Origin of the sequence: Marinimicrobium locisalis (genome assembly GCF_039822625.1) — a bacterium.
GTDB classification, from domain to species: Bacteria; Pseudomonadota; Gammaproteobacteria; order Pseudomonadales; family Cellvibrionaceae; genus Marinimicrobium; species Marinimicrobium locisalis.
In genome coordinates this window covers 238014-258763 of sequence record NZ_JBDLLG010000001.1, presented here as the reverse complement: position 1 = coordinate 258763, position 20750 = coordinate 238014, and the positions used below count along the sequence as shown (strand labels likewise).

At 60.3% G+C, this 20750-nt stretch carries 13 protein-coding genes; 9 read left to right on the top strand and 4 right to left on the bottom strand.

The window, feature by feature from the left end; all coding sequences use genetic code 11:
• Window positions 1-60: 60 nt before the first annotated feature.
• The 4 genes from AAE514_RS01160 to AAE514_RS01145 form a co-directional block, all read right to left on the bottom strand.
• Window positions 61-1323: an aspartate aminotransferase family protein gene (locus tag AAE514_RS01160; RefSeq protein ID WP_347329644.1), complete on the bottom strand. Its 1263-nt coding sequence runs from the start codon at window positions 1321-1323 to the stop codon at window positions 61-63.
• A 230-nt stretch (window positions 1324-1553) separates the two neighbouring features.
• On the bottom strand, window positions 1554-2717 hold the full coding sequence (locus AAE514_RS01155) for an isocitrate/isopropylmalate dehydrogenase family protein (RefSeq protein WP_347329643.1): 1164 nt from the start codon (window positions 2715-2717) through the stop codon (window positions 1554-1556).
• 4 nt (window positions 2718-2721) lie between these two features.
• Window positions 2722-4200, bottom strand: a complete 1479-nt coding sequence (locus AAE514_RS01150; RefSeq protein WP_347329642.1) for an NAD-dependent succinate-semialdehyde dehydrogenase — start codon at window positions 4198-4200, stop codon at window positions 2722-2724.
• A 218-nt stretch (window positions 4201-4418) separates the two neighbouring features.
• A complete protein-coding gene (locus tag AAE514_RS01145) occupies window positions 4419-9287 on the bottom strand; it encodes an NAD-glutamate dehydrogenase (protein ID WP_347329641.1) in 4869 nt (1622 codons plus the stop codon).
• A gap of 181 nt (window positions 9288-9468) precedes the next feature.
• Between AAE514_RS01145 and AAE514_RS01140 the strand changes: the two genes are divergently transcribed.
• The 9 genes from AAE514_RS01140 (at window position 9469) to AAE514_RS01100 (ending at window position 20668) form a co-directional block, all read left to right on the top strand.
• Complete coding sequence (locus AAE514_RS01140; RefSeq protein WP_347329640.1) at window positions 9469-10428, top strand: AAA family ATPase; 960 nt, start codon at window positions 9469-9471, stop codon at window positions 10426-10428.
• Window positions 10429-10433: 5 nt separating this feature from the next.
• Window positions 10434-11396 (top strand): DUF58 domain-containing protein, encoded by a 963-nt coding sequence (locus tag AAE514_RS01135; RefSeq protein WP_347329639.1) that lies wholly within the window; start codon window positions 10434-10436, stop codon window positions 11394-11396.
• A gap of 2 nt (window positions 11397-11398) precedes the next feature.
• Complete coding sequence (locus AAE514_RS01130; protein WP_347329638.1) at window positions 11399-11944, top strand: DUF4381 domain-containing protein; 546 nt, start codon at window positions 11399-11401, stop codon at window positions 11942-11944.
• Window positions 11937-12932 (top strand): vWA domain-containing protein, encoded by a 996-nt coding sequence (locus AAE514_RS01125; protein ID WP_347329637.1) that lies wholly within the window; start codon window positions 11937-11939, stop codon window positions 12930-12932. Before AAE514_RS01130 ends, AAE514_RS01125 begins: the two co-directional genes overlap by 8 nt.
• On the top strand, window positions 12932-14872 hold the full coding sequence (locus AAE514_RS01120) for a VWA domain-containing protein (protein WP_347329636.1): 1941 nt from the start codon (window positions 12932-12934) through the stop codon (window positions 14870-14872). Before AAE514_RS01125 ends, AAE514_RS01120 begins: the two co-directional genes overlap by 1 nt.
• Window positions 14873-15067: 195 nt before the next feature.
• On the top strand, window positions 15068-16765 hold the full coding sequence (locus AAE514_RS01115) for a BatD family protein (protein WP_347329635.1): 1698 nt from the start codon (window positions 15068-15070) through the stop codon (window positions 16763-16765).
• Window positions 16765-17070, top strand: coding sequence for a GIY-YIG nuclease family protein (locus AAE514_RS01110; RefSeq protein ID WP_347329634.1), 306 nt, complete (start codon window positions 16765-16767; stop codon window positions 17068-17070). The genes AAE514_RS01115 and AAE514_RS01110 overlap by 1 nt, the downstream gene beginning before the upstream one ends.
• Complete coding sequence (locus AAE514_RS01105; RefSeq protein WP_347329633.1) at window positions 17067-17660, top strand: tRNA-uridine aminocarboxypropyltransferase; 594 nt, start codon at window positions 17067-17069, stop codon at window positions 17658-17660. The genes AAE514_RS01110 and AAE514_RS01105 overlap by 4 nt, the downstream gene beginning before the upstream one ends.
• A gap of 71 nt (window positions 17661-17731) precedes the next feature.
• Window positions 17732-20668 (top strand): insulinase family protein, encoded by a 2937-nt coding sequence (locus AAE514_RS01100; protein WP_347329632.1) that lies wholly within the window; start codon window positions 17732-17734, stop codon window positions 20666-20668.
• Window positions 20669-20750 lie beyond the last annotated feature (82 nt).

Here is a 20750-nt window from a genome sequence, read left to right as displayed (position 1 = left end):
CACTGCTCTGTGTAAGAATGCCGTTGTGCTGCCTTTCAAACGCTCTGTAATTCGCCACACTTACTGGAGCTCGGCGGATACGGCCTCAAGCACGCGATTAAAGCGGTCGGCCGCCTCATCGACCTCCTCTTCGGTTACAACAAGCGGCGGCAGCCAGCGGATAATTTGTCCGGATGTGCCGCAGCGAAGCAATAATAGGCCCCGCTTTTCCGCCTCGACGGCGAGCCTTTCGGCGATATCCGCGCGCGGGCGTTCGGGACTGTGGGCGATTTCCATACCGAGCATGAGGCCCTTGCCCCGGAGGTCGTCGATCCACGCGGTGCCCTGGCGGAAGGCGTCCAGGCGGCGGTAGAGCTGTTCACCCCGGGCAGCGGCGTTCTCGACCAGCTTTTCGTTTTCCACCACTTCGAGCGTGGCCAGTGCGGCAGCACAAGCAACGGCGTTGGCGCCGTAGGTGCCCCCTTGGGAGCCGGGCAACCCCTTGCTCATCAGTTTTTCCGAGGCGGCGATGGCCGATAGCGGAAAGCCGCTGGCCAACCCCTTGGCGGTAACGACGATGTCGGGGTTCACGTTGGCGCACTCATGGCTCCAGAAGCGGCCGGTACGGCCGTAGCCGGCTTGGATTTCGTCGGCAATGAAAAGGATGCCATGGTCTTTACAGCGCTGAGCCACGCCTTCGAGAAAGGCTTTGGGGGCTGGGTAGTAGCCGTACTCCCCCTGCACCGGTTCGATGATCATTGCCGCGGTGTCGCTGGGCGCGCTGTGGGTTTTGAGCACTTCGTCCAGCTCTTTCAGGCAGAACTCGGTGGCGGTGTCTTCGTCCCAGCCGTACCGGTAGAGGTGCGGAAACGGGCTGGTCACTACGCCGGCCATCATGGGGTGGAAGCCGGTACGCACTTTGGTCCCGGAGGTGGTCATGGAAGCGGCGGCCATGGTGCGCCCGTGGAAGCCGCCGTGAAAGGTAAGGATGTTGGCTCGGCCGGTGGCTTGACGGGCGAGGCGCATGGCGGTTTCGACGGCCTCGGAGCCGGAGTTGCTGAAGGCGACGGAGTCTAGGCCTTTGGGCATTTTTTCGACGAGCCGGTCGGTGAGTTTGAGCATGGGCTCGTGGGTGACGGTGGTGTATTGGGCGTGGATGATGTTGCCCACTTGTTCTTGTGCGGCTTTTACGACGGTCGGGTGGCAGTGGCCGGTGCTGGTGACGCCGATGCCGGCGGTGAAGTCGAGGTATTGGTTGCCGTCGGTGTCGTAGAGCCAGGAGCCTTCGCCGTTTTTGACGCAGACTTTGCTGGATTGTTTCAGGAGTGGAGACAAGTGGCTCATTGGTTTTTGCTCCTGTGTTGTGACGTTTGGATTCAGTTCTGTTTGAAGTTTTGGGGTGGGTGTTGGGTACCTAGGTCCAAGACACGCGGCAAGTACTTCCCTGTAGCTCGACTGCTGCTCCCGGCAGCAGACGGTCTTGGCCCTAGGTACCCAACACCCTTGAACCCACGGTTTCTCCATAACGTTTTGATCATTCTTCAACAATACAATGTTCTTTTACCAAATTCCTTTTAACTCATTGAGTTTAAGTTGTTGATGATGGCTTGGGTGACCTCGTCGGTGGACCGGGATTTGTGGTCGCTGTTTTGTTGGGCCTGTAAGTCTTTGGCGACGGCTTGCCTTAATTGTTCCGCCGGCTCGCTGAGGTTGAGCCAGTCGAGCATCATGGCGGTGGTCAGAAGCATGGCCGTCGGGTTGGCGATGCCCTGGCCGGCGATGTCCGGTGCGCTGCCGTGGGTCGGTTCGAACAGGGCCGGTTGGCGTTTGTCGGCCGGGTTGATGTTGCATGAGGGGGCCACGCCCAGGCCACCGGCGAGGACCGCGGCGAGGTCGGTGAGGATGTCGCCGTGAAGGTTGCTGGCGACGACCACGTCGAACTGCCACGGGCTTTGGACAAATTTCATGCAGGCGGCGTCGACCAGTTCGTGGTGCACGCCGATTTCCGGGTAGTCCTTGGCGACTTGTTCGAAGACGTCGTTATACATTTCGCCCCAGTGGGGTTGGGCGTTGCGTTTGGTGATGAGGCAGACCTGGGCTTTCTGTTTGCCGCTCTGGTCGCAAAGGTAGTCTTTCTGGTTGCCGCTGTGTTCGCGCTCTTTGAGTCGCTCGCTGGCTCGCTCAAAGGCGTGACGAATCAAACGGTGGGTCGCCCGGCGGGTGAAGACTTCGAGTTGGGTGGCGACTTCGTCTTCGCTTCCCGGGCGCAGGCGGCCGCCTTGGTTTACGTATTCGCCTTCGCTGTTTTCGCGAATCACGAGCATGTCGATCTCTTTGGCTCGTTTATCCGCCAAGTACTGGGGCGCGCCGGGCAGCAGGCGCGCGGGCCGCTCGCAGGCCCAGAGGTCCAGGCCTTTGCGGAAGGTGAGTAGTGGCGCCAGGGAGATGCCATCGGGCAGTTTGTACCGTTTAGCGTCGCTGGCGGGGCCCGGGTCTCCCAGGGCGCCCAGCAGCAACGCGTCGTACTCACGCAGTTGGGTCAGTGCGTCTTCGGGCATCATTTCGCCGTGTTCCCGGTGCCAGGAGGTGCTGGGCCAGGGGAGTGTTTCCCACTCCAGAGCGAGTTTGTGTTTCTGGTTGAGGCTGTCCAGCACCCGCTCGGCGGCGGCCATGACTTCGGTGCCGATACCGTCGCCGGGCATTAACGCCAATTTAAGGGTTTGCGGTGTGGCCGCCATAGGGCTACTCCCCTCCCATGCAAAGGTATTTGATTTCCTCGTACTCTTCCATGCCGTGACGCGACCCTTCCCGGCCCAGGCCCGAGGCCTTCATGCCGCCGAAGGGAGCGGCGGCGTTGGAGACGGCCCCCTCGTTAATGCCGATAATACCGCTTTCCAGAGCGTCAGCCACGCGCCACACGCGGTGGACGTCTTGGCTGTAGAAATACGCCGCCAACCCGTAGGGTGTGTCATTGGCAATGCGAAGCGCTTCCTCTTCACTGCTGAATTTGAGAATGGGCGCCAGCGGCCCAAAAGTTTCTTCGTGGCAGAGTTGCATCTCGGGGGTGATGCCGGTAAGCAGCATGGGCTCAACGTAGTTGCCGTTTTTGCCCTCTGGCACTGGCCCAAATACCCGCTGGGCGCCTTTGCTCATGGCGTCCTGATAGTGCTGCATGACCTTTTCGACGGCCGCCCGATTGATCAGCGCGGACTGGTTAACGCCCTCTTCAAAGCCGTCCCCCACCTTCAGTTTTTTCATCGCTTCGGTGAGCTTTTCTACAAAGGCATCATGCACACTGTCTTGCACAAGAATGCGATTGGCACACACGCAGGTTTGTCCGGTGTTGCGGAACTTGGAGGCCATGGCCCCTTCCACCGCTTTGTCCAGGTCGGCGTCGTCGAACACGATGAAGGGCGCGTTACCGCCCAGCTCCAGAGAAATCTTCTGGATGTGTTCCGCGCACTGCGCCATTAACTTGCGTCCCACGCCGGTGGAACCGGTAAAGCTGAGTTTGCGGACCACGGGGCTTCCGGTAAGCGTCTCACCAATCGGCTGGGGTTTACCCGTGAGAACATTCAACACGCCGTCGGGAATGCCGGCCTCTTGCGCCAGATACCCCAGTGCAAGCGCGGTAAATGGTGTGGCCTCCGCTGGCCGCACAATCATGGAGCAGCCGGCCGCCAGAGCCGCGCCGGCCTTGCGGGTAATCATCGCCGCGGGGAAGTTCCAGGGGGTAATGCAGCAACTCACACCCACGGGCTGTCGGGTCACCACAATATGCTGGCCGGGTTTAGCGCCCGGAATGGTCTCGCCATAGGAGCGCCGCGCCTCCTCGGCAAACCATTTGATAAACGAAGCGGCGTAGGCGACTTCCCCCTTGGCCTCCGCCAAAGGCTTGCCTTGCTCCAGCGTCATTAAGGCACCGAGGTCCTCGGTGTTGTCGATCATCAACTGATACCAACGGTACAACAATTCGCTACGCTCGTTCGCCGTCTTCTTCCGCCACACCTGAAAGCCCTTTTCCGCCTCCGCGATGGCGCGGGCGGTTTCAACCTCGCTCAAGTCCGGGGTTTGGCCAATAATGTCACCGGTGGCCGGGTTATCGACATCGATCATTGAGCCATTGTCGGCCTGTACCCACTCGCCCCCAATCAGACAGGCTTGCTGGAACAGTTTGCGGTTGCCGAGTTTACCCGGGGCCTGGTATTGAGTGTTCGCCATTGTCGTTTAACTCCTTCCACCGAAAATTTGGGTAACTGCTTAGTACTCTAACGCTTGGAGATCAAATCATTCTTTGCGTTGTTGGGAACATAACCTTACGTTTCCTCAACTCTAGCAGATGACCGCCAGCCAAAGGCAAGCGGTTTTTCCCGCAACGCACGATAAAGCACGTTGACCTCGAACGATTTGAGCCCGAACCTTTCGGGTTCTATACAGATTCAGTCGCCGTATTGAGTAATCTGAACCAAATCCAATAGCTCGCGTAATGCCACGGAAAAAATGGCGTAGTCGCTGCCGCTACTGTTTTGAACCTCGTTCATCATGGCGCGCCAGCGGTCAAGTTGCGGACCCAGCGCCTCCACCCATTGGGAGATGGCCTCGTCCACATCGTCTTTGCTGTGCATCCGTTCGCACACCACCAACGTTAAGTTGCGTAGTTGCGACTCTAAGTCATCGAGGTAGGTCTCCCGCGCCATTGCTTGCCAGTAATTCTCCACCGCAGCCTCGGAAATATGCCGGGCAAAATCATGCAATTGAAGCTGCTCATTGATCTGAAGATACAAGCGCAGCACGCTCATCAAGGGCAACTGGGTATGCCGGGAGGCCTCGGCCACGCTCAGGCCAGAATACAGGTGGCCGGGAGTAGCGACGCGGCGTAGCAGACTTTCGGGAACACCCGCCTGAGTCAGATATTGCACCTGCGAGTCCCAATTCGACAGAGCGCTTCCAGACAGGTGATCCGGTAACGCCTCCATCACCTTGCGAACCAAGGGCCCAAACTGCTCTATTTCCGACGCCGGGTCCAGGGTACTGCGACGGTTACGCAAGAACCAACGGGAGGCCCGGCGCACCCGGCGCATGAGAATCTTCATCAGACCCATCTGGACATCGGCACTGACGTGATAATCCAGCGCTTCAAGCTCACCCCAGGTGTGGTCCAGGTCATAAATATCCCGCGCGATCACGTAGGCCTTGGCCATATCCCCGGAGTCCACACCGGTGGAGTCGAGCAACCGTTGGGCGAAGCTCAACCCCATGGTGTTCACTAGGTCATTGGCCACCTGAGTGGCAACCAGCTCGCTACGCAACCGGTGGCGTTCAATCCACTGGGGAAAATCCTTCCGCAACGGCTTGGGGAAAGCCCGGAAAGCAAACTCGGCAATATAGGGATCATCCGCCAACTGGGCTTCCGCCAGGTCGTTTTTCAGAATAACCTTGGCGTAGGAAATAAGAACCGCCAGCTCGGGCCGGGTCAGCCCCTTCCCTTGGGCTTGTCGCTCCGCGAGGGTTTCTTCGTTCGGCAGAAACTCCAGCTTTCGATTAAGTCGCCCCTGGTTCTGCCAGACGCTCATCACCCGGCGATATTCGGCATCCCGGCGCACCGCATCCGAGGCGGCGACACTGATAGCTTGGGTCTGGCGGTAGTTGTTGTGAAGCACCAATGCCGCCACTTCTTCGGTCATGGACTCCAGCCGGTGGTTGCGCTGTTTTTCGGTCAAATCACCGTTGGTCAACACATCGTTCAGCAAGATCTTAATGTTGACTTCGTGATCCGAGCAGTCCACGCCGGCGGCGTTGTCAATAAAGTCAGTGTTGCAAGCGCCGCCGTTCAGGGCGTATTCAATTCGCCCGCGCTGGGTCACCCCTAGGTTGCCACCCTCTCCCAGGACGCGGCAACGCAACTCCTCTGCATTCACGCGAAGGCTGTCGTTCGTCTTGTCGCCCACCTGCGCGTGGCTTTCCGTGCTGGCTTTCACGTAAGTGCCGATGCCGCCGTTCCAGAGTAGGTCCACCGGCGCCTTCAATAATTCATGAATCAGTTCGTTCGGGGTTAATTCGTTGGCATCAATCCCAAACCGGGTTTTCATTTGCGGGGTCAGTCGAATCGACTTCGCATCCCGAGAGAAAACACCGCCGCCTTTGCTAATCAGCTTGGAGTCGTAATCGGCCCAGCTCAATCCCGGTGTATCAAACAAGCGCTGGCGCTCTTCAAAACTCTTCGCCGCATCGGGGTCGGGATCAATAAAAATATGAAGGTGATTAAACGCCGCCACCAACTGAATATGCCTGGAGAGCAGCATGCCATTACCGAAAACATCGCCCCCCATGTCACCGATGCCGACCACGGTGAAATCATCGTTTTGAATATCCACCCCCAGCTCCTTGAAGTGTCGTTGCACGGACACCCAGGCCCCTCGGGCGGTAATTCCCATGGCTTTGTGGTCGTAGCCCCGGCTGCCGCCGGAGGCAAAAGCATCACCCAGCCAGTGGCCGTACTCGGCCGAAATTTCATTGGCGATATCGGAGAAGGTCGCGGTGCCCTTATCCGCGGCCACCACCAGGTAGGGGTCGTCCTCATCCAATCGCAGTACATTCTTCGGTGGAGAAATTTCCCCTTCAATGAGGTTGTCGGTTAAATCCAGAAGGCCGCGAATAAAGGTCTGATAACAGCGTACCGCCTCCCGCTGCAGGGCTTGACGATCACCGCTTGTGGGTGGCCGCTTGCAGACAAAGCCGCCTTTCGCCCCATTGGGGACGATCACGGCGTTTTTGACCTGCTGGGCCTTCACCAGCCCCAGCACCTCGGTGCGGTAATCCTGAATCCGATCGGACCACCGCAGGCCGCCACGCGCCACCTTGCCCGCTCGCAGATGCACCCCTTCCATGCGAGGGGAGTATACAAAAATCTCAAACAACGGCCTTGGCTCGGGAATATCCGGAATGCGACGGGGCATCAATTTCAGTGAAAGATAAGGCTTCGGCTTGCCGGCGGCATCCGTCTGGAAGTAGTTGGTCCGCACACAGCCTTCGAGAATCGCCAGATAACGGCGAATAATACGGTCCTCATTGAGGTTGGATACCTTGTCCAGCGCCTTGATGATTCGTTCTCGGGCCGACGCATGGCGCTGCGCTCGGTTCGCACCGGCCTTGGGGTCAAACTGAGCTTTAAACAGCGCCATCAGGTCACGCGTAATCTTGGCGTGGTTGACCAGTGCCGAGGCAATATAGCCTTCGGTAAAGTTAGACAACGTTTGATGCATATAGGAGGCCAGCGCCCGAAGTACACTGACTTCCCGCCAGCTCAGTTGCGCGCCAAGCACTAGGCGGTTAAACCCATCGCTTTCCGCCGCTCCGCGCCAAACGGCCGCGAAGGCTTCCTGAAAGTTGTGCCGCACAGCGGCGACATCCAACCGTTCAGGGGCATCGTAGGTTAACTGAAAGTTATGCATGTGCGTCGCTTCGCCCCGAGCGGATACCACCTTGTACGGGTGTTCGGCGATGACCCTCAGCCCCAGATGCTCCAGCACCGGAATAACGTCGGACAGTTCCATGGGGGCGCCATGGCGGAAAACCTTGAAACGCAGCTCACCATTGGCGCTGTCCGCCGGCTGATAGAAGCTCAGCGCCAGGTCGCCATTGCCGTTCAGCCCCAAAATGTAATCCAGGTCCTGGACGGCGACCCGCGCATCAAAATGTTCGCGATAGGCGGAGGGGAACGCCTCTTGATACTCTTCGAGCAGCTTAACGGCGCGTTCCTCGCCTTTGGCTTCGGTCAGCGCCTCCAGCAACTGATCTTCCCAGGAGCGGGTAATTTCAACGATTTGAGCTTCCAAATGGCTCACGTCAAAGCGGGGGGGCTCCTCCCCCTCAATGCGGAACACCAGGTGCACTCTGGCCAGGATGGATTCGGAAAAATAGGTATTAAACTCAACTTCTTCCGCGCCCAGCGCTTTGCCCAGCAGCGTTTGGATCTTCATGCGGATCCGCGTGGTGAACAGGTCCCGAGGGACATAGACCAGGCAGCTGACAAATTTGCCGAAGGCATCGGGCCGAACGAACAGCCGAACACGGTAGCGCTCGTTGATTTCCGCCACCCCGGTGGCGATCTCATAGAGTTGGCTAGTACTGCTCTGAAACAGCTCATCCCGGGGGAAGGTATCCAGTATTTGTCGTAGCGCCTTACCATCGTGGCTTTTGGGATCCAGACCCGAACGATCAAACACTTCTGAGGCCTTCTCCCGCAATAGTGGGATTTCGTAGGGACTCAGGGTGTATACGGCCGAGGTATACAGCCCCAGAATGCGAGCCTCGCCGCAAAAGTGGCCGCTCTCATCAAAACGTTTTATAACGATATAGTCGGAATAGGCTTGCCGGTGCACCCGAGAACGCTCGGGAGCTTTGGAAAAGGCGATGAGTTTGGGCGAGAGGTGAAATTGCAAACTGCCTGGATTATCGTCATTAACCGGCTTGCGGTCCGGTTCCGTGTCCTCCCGTTTAAATAAGCCCAACCTGGCGTCCTTGCGCTCGATGAGCCACTGGGTGCCCTTTTCCTCCACCAAGTCGTACTCGGCGTAACCCATGAAAGTAAAGTGATCATTTTGCAGCCAGGACAAAAAGGCTTGGCTCTCGGCCACTTTCTGACTCAGCGGCCTTTCTCGGACTTGCGCCAACTGCGCGGACGCGGCTTCGGTCACGTCCAGTAACGGCTGGAAATCGTCGACCACCGTACGGACCTGGGCCATAACCGTCAGTAATGAGCGACTGATCTGTCTGAGGACTTTAGGCTCGGTGTGCAGCCGAATTTCCATATAAATAACCGCTTCCGCCTCGGCCCCCTTCGGCGCCTGCTCGACCTCGGTGCTATTGGCGGGCCAGAGCCGACGAAGGTGGTGCTTCGCATCCCGCTCGACTTTAATGACCGTGCTTTTGATACTGTGAATGGCAATATTTCGCCGGTTCAGCTCAACCCGGATGGAGTCCACCAGAAACGGCATATCCTGTTGCTGGACCAGCAAGACGCTGTGGGGGCAAAGCCACCCATCCTCTTCGAGGGTGGGATTAAAAAGCCGCACCACTGGCTCTCCCGGCCGATACTGTTGAACTAAACGCCAAGCGCTAAAAACGGCGCCGAACACATCAGTCAGCGAACGCCCGACCCATTCACTCAATGGCAGGCGGGCGAAAAAGGCACGACTGAACGTCTGCCACTGTGGCCAGTCCGATTCCGGTACGGATTTTCTGGCCCATTCGTCCAAGTCGAAGAACAATCCTTCTGTATCCTCGGCATCGACCAAGCGTCTATCCATTCAGCCTCCTTTTTACACTTCGCGGATATGATCAGTTATCAGTTTGGTCTCTGGGTGTAAACTTGTCGAGCGCAAGCGCTTGAAAAAGCGGGGAACTGGCGCCAATAAAGTGGGTCTACCACCATCTCATTGCGCCGCGCGCATTTCTGATCAGAATTTAAGCAACAATAAGTGGGGACTCATGCAGGCTTACGACGCGCTACACACCCTGAATCACTGGCTCAACCAACAAATTGTCGGTCAGGAACACTTGGTTCAACGCATGCTAATCGCCCTGCTTGCCGACGGCCACCTATTGGTGGAAGGGGCACCGGGCCTGGCGAAAACCAAAGCCATCAAAACCCTGTCCGATGCTATTGAAGGCAATTTTCATCGCATTCAGTTCACTCCGGATCTTTTGCCCTCGGATGTGACCGGCACCGACATCTACCGACCTGAGCAAAGCCGGTTTGAATTTCAGCCCGGCCCCATCTTTCACAATCTGGTGCTGAGTGACGAAATCAACCGCGCACCGGCCAAAGTTCAGTCGGCGCTGCTGGAGGCGATGGCCGAACGGCAAGTGAGTGTGGGCAGTACCACCTACCCGCTGCCCGAACTATTTATGGTGATGGCCACCCAGAACCCCATTGAGCAGGAAGGCACCTACCCTTTACCGGAAGCGCAGCTCGATCGGTTCTTGATGCAGGTATTGGTGGATTACCCCAACATTGAGGCCGAACGCCGGATTCTAAAGCTGGCACGAGCCGAGGCGGCCCAAGACGAAGTGGCCGCGCCCACCGAAGTAAGCCAGCAAGTGTTGTTTGAAGCGCGCCAAGCGGTGCTGGCCATCCACATGGCCGAACCCGTCGAGGAGTACATTGTTCAGTTAATCAATGCCAGCCGGCGCCCGGAAGAATACGATGAGGAGCTGGCCCAATGGTTGGAATACGGAGCCAGCCCCCGCGCCACCATCTCCCTGGACCGCTGTTCCCGTGCCCACGCCTGGCTTGAAGGTCGCGATTATGTCAGCCCGGACGATGTTCGGGCCATCGCTCACGACGTATTGCGTCACCGCCTGATTTTGAGTTTCGAAGCCGAAGCCATGGGTATCAGCCGGGAGCGGGCCATTGACCGCCTTCTGGACGTGGTACCGGTGGCTTAATGGCCATGCCTCAGAGTCGCGCCCCAAATCCCGGCAACCTGACGCCCACCGGCGCTTACTGCGAGCTGCCGGACTTGCTCCGGCTGCGCTTTGCCGCCCGGGACCTGAAGCTGTTCGCCCGGCGCCCCGCCCGCAGCCTGCTCACCGGCGGCGTTCGCACCCGTATGCGCGGGCGCGGCGTGGACTTCGAAGAGGTTCGGCTTTACCAGCCCGGCGATGATGTGCGCACCATCGACTGGCGAGTAACCGCCCGCACCCAAGTGCCTCACACCAAGGTATTTCGGGAAGAGCGCGAACGCCCCGTCTTTGTGGTGGCCGATCAGCGCGCCTCAATGTTTTTCGGCAGCCGCACCTGCTTCAAATCCGTGCTGGCCACCCACATCGGCACCCTGATCGCCTGGGCAGCCCTCAACCAAAGTGACCGCATTGGGGGCTTGGTTTTCGGCGACCACACCCAGCGGGACATTCGCGCCCGGCGCAGTCAGCATGCCGCCTTGGAGCTTCTGCACCAGTTGCACGACTTTAATCGTGAGCTTGACTCGCCACTGCCGAGCCCGGACGGTACCAGCCTGGAGACGATTCTCTCGGATACCCGTCGCGTCTCCAAGCCGGGTAGCGCCGTGTTTGTGATCAGTGATTTCCACGATTTCAACCGCCGGTGCGAACAGCAATTGTTCGAGCTGGCCCGGCACACCGACGTTACCCTGATGCATGTGTATGACCCGCTGGAGCGAGAGCTGGCCAGCAACCACAACCTGACCGTTAGCAACGGCCGCGAACGGTTGCAGCTCCCCGCTCAGGATCGTGCCTTCCAGCGGGCCTACCGGGAGGATTTCGACCAGCGCCTGGCACTACTGACAGAGCGCTGTCAGCGCCTGTCGCTGCCCTTGCTGTCTTACGCCACTGACGATGATATTCATACACTATTGCGCGAGCGCTTCGGCGCCCGCCGGCGTTCGAGAGGCTAACTGTGAACCCGCAAGATCCATTGGCACAATTAAAAGATATTCACCTACCGGCCCCCGTCGGCTGGTGGCCCCTGGCCTGGGGATGGTGGGTGTTATTTGCCCTGGTGCTCATCGGCCTCGGGCTCTTGGTCTGGCAATGGCGGACTCGCCGGCGCCAACAGCGCTACCGCCAGCAGGCGCTGGGCATGTTGCGCGAAGCCCACCGCCACTTCCAGGAGCAGCCGGATTCGGCCGCCGCCGCACGCACCTACCTGCAGAGCGTGAGCGAGCTATTGCGGCGCACGGTGCTAAGTGCGTTGCCGGCGGACTGCCAACACGATGTTGCCCCCCTGCACGGCCGCGCCTGGCTGCGTTTTCTGGACGCCAGTGCGCCGGTGGGTAAGGGTTTCACCGAAGGCCCTGGAGCCGCGCTCGCGGAGGGTCCTTATCAGCCCGATCCCCGGGTGGATGTAGACGGGCTCGAGGAACTGGCCGCTCGTTGGATCAAAAGCCACTCGCTCAATCGCAAAGCGCTGACCCACCTGATAGCGGAGGCCGGTGATGCTTGAGTTTGCTTGGCCCTGGCTCTTTGCCCTTTTGCCCCTGCCGTTGTTGGCCCACTTTCTGCCGGAAGAGCCGAGCCGGGAAACGGCCCTACGGGTGCCCTTTTTCGGTCGGCTCAGAAAGCTCGAAGAGCGGCGCTCGGCCGGTCGCGAGCGCCGCTGGCTGAGCGCCCTCGCGCTCTGGCTGATCTGGGGCGCCACTCTGTCGGCGGCAAGCCACCCCCAATGGGTGGGCGACCCCATTGCCATGCCGAGCAGCGGCCGGGACCTGCTGTTGGCCGTGGACATTTCCGGCAGCATGGAAATCGAAGACATGCAGTATCAAGGGCAGGCGATCAACCGCCTTCAGGCGGTCAAAGGCATTGTGGGCGAGTTCGTGCGCGAGCGCAAAAGCGATCGCCTGGGTCTGGTCCTGTTCGGCTCTCGGGCCTACCTCCAGGCTCCACTGACCTACGACCGGCAGACGGTGTACACCCTGCTTCAAGAGGCTCAGATCGGCTTTGCCGGCGAAAAAACCGCCATCGGGGATGCCATTGGCCTGTCAGTAAAGCGCTTGCGCGATCGTCCCGAGGCCAGCCGGGTTTTGATTCTGCTCACTGATGGCGCCAACAACGCCGGCGAGCTGAGCCCCCAGCGGGCCGCCTACCTCGCCGAACAGCACGATGTCACCATCTATACCATCGGCTTCGGGGCCGAAAGAATGGTGACTCAAACCATTTTTGGCCAGCGTCAGGTCAACCCCTCGAGGGACCTGGATGAAGAAACCCTCCGGGAAGTGGCCGCTCAGACCGGCGGCCGTTACTTCCGCGCCCGCAGCCTGGAAGAGCTGCACGAAGTCCAACAAACGCTAAACCGCCTGGAACCCATTGAGTTCGAAGAGGAAACCTATCGGCCCACCCAGAGCTTGACGCACTGGCCTTTGGCGTTCGCGTTTTTACTGAGCGTATTAATGGCCGGCCATCGCTGGCTGAACAATCGGGGAGGTACCACCTGATGGATGCGCTGCTGACCGCTATAAGCGATTTTCACTGGCTCCGCCCCCTGTGGCTGCTGGCGTTGATACCCGCGCTCTTGTTGGTAGTACTTCTTTGGCGCCAAGGCCACCAGGCGCGCCAGTGGCGCCAGTTGATCGCCCCGGAGTTGCTGCGCCACCTGGTGGACCCCGGCACCCGGGAGAAACGCCGCTCCTACCTCTGGGGGCTAGCGGCCGCCTGGATGATCGGGGTGGTCGCCCTGGCGGGCCCCACCTGGGAGAAGCGACCCATGCCCGTCCACCGGGCGGAAAATGCCCTAATGATCATACTGGACCTATCACCCTCCATGCTGGCGGAGGACCTGGCGCCTTCTCGTCTGGTGCGCGCGCGGCTGAAGATTGCCGACGTGTTGCGCGAGCGCAAAGAGGGGTTTACCGGTTTGATCGCCTATGCCGGTGACGCCCATGCGGTCTCCCCCCTTACCGACGACACCGCCACCATCCGCAGCCTACTCAACGCGTTACACCCGAATATCATGCCCACCCCCGGCAGCCGGCCCGAAGCGGCCATTGACCTGGCCAAACAGCTCTTTAATGACGCGGGTATTAGCGAAGGCCAAATACTGCTGCTCACCGACGGGGTGGTGAAAAAAGCGGCGAATACCATGCTGGATCAGTTGGAAGACACCAAATTCCGCCTCTCTGTGCTCGGTGTGGGCACAGCGGAAGGGGCTCCCATCCCCAACGAACGGGGCGGCTTTGTGCGAAACCGCCAGGGGGAGATTGTTGTGGCCAAACTGGAGCAGGACCGACTGGAGCGGTTGGCCGGTCGCACAGGGGGGCGGTACGAGCGCATTGATGCCAGCCCCGACGATGTGGAATGGCTGCTGGAAACACCCAACTTTGTGAAAGATGAAAAACGGGAGCTGGAGCGACAGTTCGACGTCTGGTACGACCGGGGCCATTGGCTGGTGCTATTACTGCTGCCGGTTGTGTTGTTCAGCTTCCGCCGCGGTCTACTGGCGGTACTGGTGGCCCTGCCCCTATTGGGGACATTGGCGCCCCAGACCGCCCAGGCTCAGGATTGGCTGGCGCCCTTTCTAACGCCGGACCAGCGTGGCGCCCAGGCACTTGAAGAGGAGCAACCCGAGAAGGCGGCCGAGCAATTCGAGAACCCGGAGTGGAAAGGCTCGGCGTTGTACCGGGCGGAGGAGTACGAGGCGGCCGCGGAGGCGTTCGCCCAGAGTGACAGTGCGCGGGCGGATTACAATCGGGGGAATGCTCTGGCCCGGTCCGGGGACCTGGAAGCGGCACTCGAGGCCTATGAGTCCGCGCTTGAGAAGGCCCCGCAAATGAGTGATGCCCAGGCCAATAAAGCGATGGTGCAGCGGGTGCTTGAACGGCAAAAACAGCAACAGCAAAATCAAGAGCAGAACCAGGAGGGTGATCAGCAAGGCGATCAAAGCGAGCAGCAGGAGGGTCAGGATTCGGAAGGTCAGGATCAGCAGGAGCCCTCTGACCAGCAGGGAGAATCCGGACAGGATAGCCAAGGCCGAGATCAGGACGGACAAAACCAGGAAGGACAGAATCAGGAAGGAAAAGCTCAGAGCAGTCGTTCGGGCGAGGGGGATTCGCAAGACCAGTCGGGTGAGCAGCAATCGTCTTCAGCAGGCGATCAGCGCGGTGGCGAGCAGGGGTCTGAGGGGCAGCAACAGTCTTCTCCTTCGGCCGGGGCTCAAGGTCGGGATGGTCAGGAGGGCGATTCTGAGGCGCAGGCGGCTCGTTTGGAGGAGGGGGATGTGTCTGATGAGGAGCGTCAGTCGATGGAGCAGTGGTTGCGGCGTGTGCCGGATGATCCCGGTGGGTTGTTGCGGCGCAAGTTTGAGTATCAGAGTCAGCAGCGGCGGTTGGAGCGGTTGCGGGGGGAGACGGAAGGTGAAGGAACTGAGGAGCGTTGGTAGCTTAGGCTTCTCATCGGCATCCATGCCTCGGCTTTGGCTTCCTGCGTCGCCCTAACACCTACATCCATGTAGGCGTCAGAGAGTCTCCGAAGGGGATACCTGCCGCTGAGCCTCGGTGCCAAACTGAGACTTTAAGGCAATAGAAAACAACATCACATTTGGATTGCGGATGACAACTCGATTATGACGAGCACTTTGAAAAATCTGACACGTTTGTTTCTGTTTGGCCTGTTTCTGGCCGGGGGCGTGGCGCACGCTCAGGCGCTGGAGGCTGAGGTGGATCGGCGAACGGTAAGTATTAATGACACTTTGACGCTGACGGTGAGCCAGAGTGGCCGCAATGTGTCCGGGGGACCGGATTTTGGGCCCTTGCGGCAGAATTTCGATATTTTGGGCAATCAACGCAGTCATCAGATGCGGATTGTGAATGGGGATATGGAGGGCACGACGGAGTGGCGTTTGACCTTGGCCCCCAAGCGCACGGGGCTGTTGGTGATTCCCGGGTTGGAGTTGAACGGGAGGGTGACCGATCCGATTGAGGTGACGGTGCATGAGCCGCAGCAGGCACCGGAGGGGTCGGGGCAGGATATTTTTATGGAGACGGAGGTGAGCAAGGAGCGGGTGCATGTGCAGGAGCAGGTGTTGCTCACGGTGAAGTTGTATAGCCGCGTGAATCTGGACGGGGCGGAGCTTCAGCCCTTGGAGTTGGGGGATGCGGTGGTCAAGGCGGTGAATGAGGAGAATTACCTGAGGGAGATCGGTGGGCGTCAGCATATTGTGCTGGAGAGTACTTTTGCCCTGTTTCCGCAAAGCAGTGGCGAGCTGGTGATTCCGCCGGTGGTTTACGATTTGGCGATCAGTCGCGGGCAGCGGGATTTTTGGGGGCGCAGCACGCGCCGCCGGGTTCGCTCCGAGGAGACGGAGATTACCGTGGAGCCGATTCCGGCCGAGTTTTCCGGGGATACCTGGTTGCCGGCGAAGAATGTTGAGCTGTCCCAGCACTGGAGTGCCGACCCGGAGAAGTTGCGCCAGGGCGAGCCGGTCACGCGGCGCATTACCCTGGAGGCGCAGGGGCTCACCGCCGCGCAGCTGCCCAATCTGGTGCTGAAAAATACCCCGGGGGTGACGTTTTATCCGGACCGCCCCCAGACGGAGGAGCAGGTCACTGAAGAGGGCGTGCGGGGGACCAGTACGCTGACGGTGGCGATGGTGCCCAATCAGAGCGGGCGTATTGAGCTGCCTCCAGTGAGCCTGCAATGGTGGGATACGGAGGAGGACGCGTTGAAAACCGCCACGCTGCCCGCCCGTACCATTCAGGTTACCGCGGTACCCGGCGCGGCGCCCTCGCCTCAAGCCTCCGGCTCAAGCCGACAGGAGGAGCCCGGGGCTCAGCCGGTCAGCGCGCCGGCGCCCGATCCCGCTGGGCCCTACTGGCTTACCTGGGTGTTTGGGGGCGCGGCACTGGTGTTGCTGGTCCTGTGTGGCGGGTTTGCCTTTACCGTGTGGCAGCTCAAGCGCCAGTTGGCGGCGTGGGAAACGTTGGATCAGCAAGAGCGTGATCAGGCGCGAATCGCACGCGGTCGGGCCTGGCAGTCGGTCAAGCGAGCGGCGGCGAGCGATGATTTGCACGCCTTGCGCCGCGCCTTGCTGGACTGGGGCGCGGCGGTTTGGCCCGAGCTGCCACCTCGCGGGCTGACCGACTTGGCCGAACGGCTGGAGGACGATGTCGCCCGGGCCCGGGTTCAAGAGCTGGACGCCCTACTCTTCCGCGATGCCGGCACGGCGACGTTCGATGCGGACGCTCTGGTGAAGGCGTTGAACCAAAGCCGGGCCGGGCACCGGCAAAAACGCCGGCCGGAGGCCGGCTTGCAACCGCTTTACCGAAATCACTAATGGCCGGTGTCAGTGATACCCGGGCCGTGTGGCAGGTTTATATCATTCTGGGGGATGACGGTCGGCTCTACACCGGCATCACCACCGATATCGAGCGCCGGTGGCGCGAGCACACCCAGGGCCCCAAAGGCGCACGCTATTTTCGCGGGCGCCGGCCTGAACGCCTGTGCTACCTGGAAGCTCACCCGGATCGCAGCAGTGCCAGCCGTCGGGAGTACGCCATTAAGCAATTGAACCGTCGCGAGAAGGAACAGTTAATTGCCTCTGCCCCGGCTCCCCATACGCCGGGCGAGGTTCTACCGTGAGCCGCCCACTCTGCCCCCATTGCCAGCGGCCTCCACGGACCTGCCTTTGCCAGTGGGTGCGACCGACTCCGAACCAGGTGTCCGTGCTGATCCTACAACACCCCTCGGAAGTGGGGCGGGCCAAAAACACCGCGGGCCTGCTGGGCCTGAGCCTGTCCCAGTGCGAAACCCGCGTGGGTGAACAGTGGCCCGAGGCCGAGTTGCGCGCCCTGCTCGACCCGCACCGACAGCCGGTACTGCTTTACCCCCAAACCGATGACCTCCCCGCGCCCCGTTTCGAGCCCGGCCGGGGAATGGCTCCCGAGCGGTACCAGCTACTAATCCTGGATGGCACTTGGCGCAAAAGCCGGAAAATGCTCTACCTCAATCCACTGTTGCAGAACCTGCCCCGACTGGCGCTCACCGACACCCCCGAATCGCGCTATCGCATCCGGCGGGCCCGCAAGCCGGGGCAGCTTTCCACGCTGGAGGCAAGCTGTTACGCTCTGGCGCACCTGGAGGGCGGGCGCGTAGACTATAACGCTTTGTTGGAGGCCTTCGACGGCTTTAATGAGCAACACTTGGCGTTCCGGCCCTCTTCACACGCCTAAGACTCAGGCCGACTGAGATACAGCGAGTGATCTATTACGATTAACGGATACAAACGAGTACCGAGATTTCTATGACCGACCAAAACCATCCCGCCTTCGAGCACTTGCGCACCCAAACCATTGACGCCCTGAACCTGCAGGTGGAGGAGTACCGGCACAAGAAAACCGGCGCCCAGCACATTCACCTGGCCAGTGACAACACCGAAAACGTGTTTCTGGTGGCATTGCGCACGGTGCCTGCGGATTCCCGTGGGGTGGCCCATATTCTGGAGCACACCGCCCTGTGTGGCAGCGAAAAGTACCCGGTCCGCGACCCGTTTTTTATGATGATCCGGCGCTCCTTGAACACCTTTATGAACGCCTTCACCAGCCCGGACTGGACCGCCTACCCGTTCGCCAGTCAAAACCGCAAGGACTTCGACAACCTGTTGGATGTGTACCTGGATGCGGTGTTCTTCTCCCGCCTGGATGAACTGGACTTTGCCCAGGAAGGCCACCGGCTGGAGTTCAAGGAACCGGAGGACCCGCAGTCGCCCCTGACCTACAAGGGCGTAGTGTTCAACGAAATGAAAGGCGCCATGAGCTCGGTCCCCTCGCAGCTTTGGCAGTCCCTGTGCCGGTACCTGTTCCCCACCACCACTTACCACCACAACAGCGGTGGCGACCCGGAACACATTCCGGACCTGACCTATGAAGAACTCAAGGCGTTCTACCGGACCCACTACCACCCGAGCAACGCCATCTTTATGACCTATGGCGACATCCCGGCGGTGGAACATCAGACCACCTTCGAGGAAAAAGCCCTGCACCGGTTCGATCGACTGGACGAAATCATCGCCGTGGGGGGAGAGAAACGCTACCATGCGCCCGTTCGCGTGGAAGAAGCCTATGCCCTGGAAGAAGGGGAAGACCCGAGCCACAAAACCCACGTGGTCATGGGCTGGCTGCTGGGCAACATTACCGACCTGAACCAAACACTGGAAACTCAGTTGCTCACCGCCGTGCTGCTGGACAACAGCGCCTCGCCCCTGCTCCACGCGCTGGAAACCTCGGAGCTGGGACAGGCGCCCTCCCCGCTGTGCGGAATGGACGACTCCCAGTACGAACTGGCTTTTGCCTGCGGTCTGGAAGGGTGTCAGCTCGAAAGTGTTCCCGAGGTGGAAAAATTGATTCTGGATACGCTTCAGAAAGTGACCGACGAAGGCGTGCCACAGGAGCTGCTCGACAGTGCCCTGCACCAATTGGAGCTACAACAGCGCGAAGTGGGCGGCGATGGCTTCCCCTACGGCCTGCAATTGATCATGAACTGCTTGCCCGCGGCCACTCACCGGGCCGACCCCATCGCCCTACTCGACCTGGATACCGCGCTGGTCGACCTGCGCGAGAAGGTTAAGGACCCGGAGTTCATTCCGCGTATGGTGCGCGAATGGCTGCTGGATAATCCTCATCGCCTGCGGCTGACCCTGCGCCCCGAGACCCAATACAGTAAACATGCCCAACGGGCCGAGCAGCAGCGCTTGAGCGCCATTGAGAGCCAGCTGACCGATGACGAGCGCCAACTCATCGTCGAGCGGGCCAAGGCGCTACAGGAGCGCCAGGTTCAAAAAGATGACGACAGCATTTTGCCCAAAGTGGGGCTGGAAGATATCCCCAAAACCATGAGCTACGTCGAAGGCAGCCGGGAGCCACTCGATGCCGACAACCCGGCAAGCGCCCCTCTGCGCCGCTACGGCGCCGGGACCAACGGGCTGGTGTACGAGCAGGTCACCTGCAAACTGCCCGCCCTCGACGAGGAAGAACGTCCGCTGTTACCCCTGTACTGCAACGCGCTGACGGAAGTGGGTGTGAACGGGCTGGACTACTTGGAGGCCCAGCGCTGGCAGGCCAGCGCCGTGGGAGGGATCACCGCTTCGGCCACGGTTCGCGGCATGACCGACGATGTACAGCACATCGACGCCTATTTCTCTTTGGGCAGCAAGGCACTCAACCGCAACACCGGCGATATGAACGAGCTGCTGCGCGCAACCCTGACCGAACCCCGCTTTGACGAGCTCAACCGCCTGAGGGAGCTGGTTTCCCAAATGCGCGCCCGGCGCGAACAGAGTATCACCGGCAGTGGCCACAGCCTGGCCATGCTCGCCGCCGGCGCCGGCATGGCGCCCTCCGCCCGTTTGACCCACCAGTTGGGCGGACTGGAAGGCATTGCCTACCTCAAGCAACTGGACCAGGAGCTCAAAGACCCCGAGGCTCTCAAGGCCTACGCCGCAAGGCTGGCCAACCTGCACGCGCGCATTCAAGCCGCTCCACGGGAGTTTTTGTTGGTGGGTGAACCCCATGAGCTCGACCATTTGCGTGGCCACATTCAACAACATTGGCCCGAAGAGCCGGCCGCGCCGGATTTCCAGGCCTTTGGGCTGGGCGCCGTCCAGGAAACCGTGCGCGAGGGCTGGCTGACCAACACCCAAGTCAACTTCTGCGCCCAGGCTTACCCCACGGTACCGTCCGAGCACCCGGATGCCGCCGCCTTAACCGTACTCGCCGGCTTCCTGCGCAACGGCTACCTGCACCGGACCATCCGGGAACAGGGCGGGGCCTACGGCGGCGGCGCCAGCCAGGACACCAACATTGCCGCGTTCCGGTTCTTCTCCTACCGGGACCCGCGCCTGGCCGATACCCTCAACGACTTCGAGGCCGCCGTGGACTGGCTGCTCTCCAGCGAGCACGAGTGGCAGCCGTTGGAAGAGGCCATTCTGGGCGTGATGAGCAGCCTGGATAAACCCGCATCGCCCGCTGGCGAGGCGCGCCAAACCTACCAGGCCGAGCTGTTCGGACGGACGCGGGAAAAACGCGAGACCTTCCGCAACCGGGTTTTGGGCGTCACGCTTGCGGATATCCAACGCGTGGCCAATGATTACTTAAAGCCGGAGCGCGCTAGCACGGCCGTCGTCAGCCACAGTGGTGAGCGGGCGGTTCTGGAGTCTCTGGGGCTGACCATCCGGGAACTTTAAGCCAGTCGGGTTACGAAAACGTTCGAAGGAGCGAACCCGTTCGAGCTTGACCTCAACGTGGCTGAGGTGGGCGAGGCGTAAT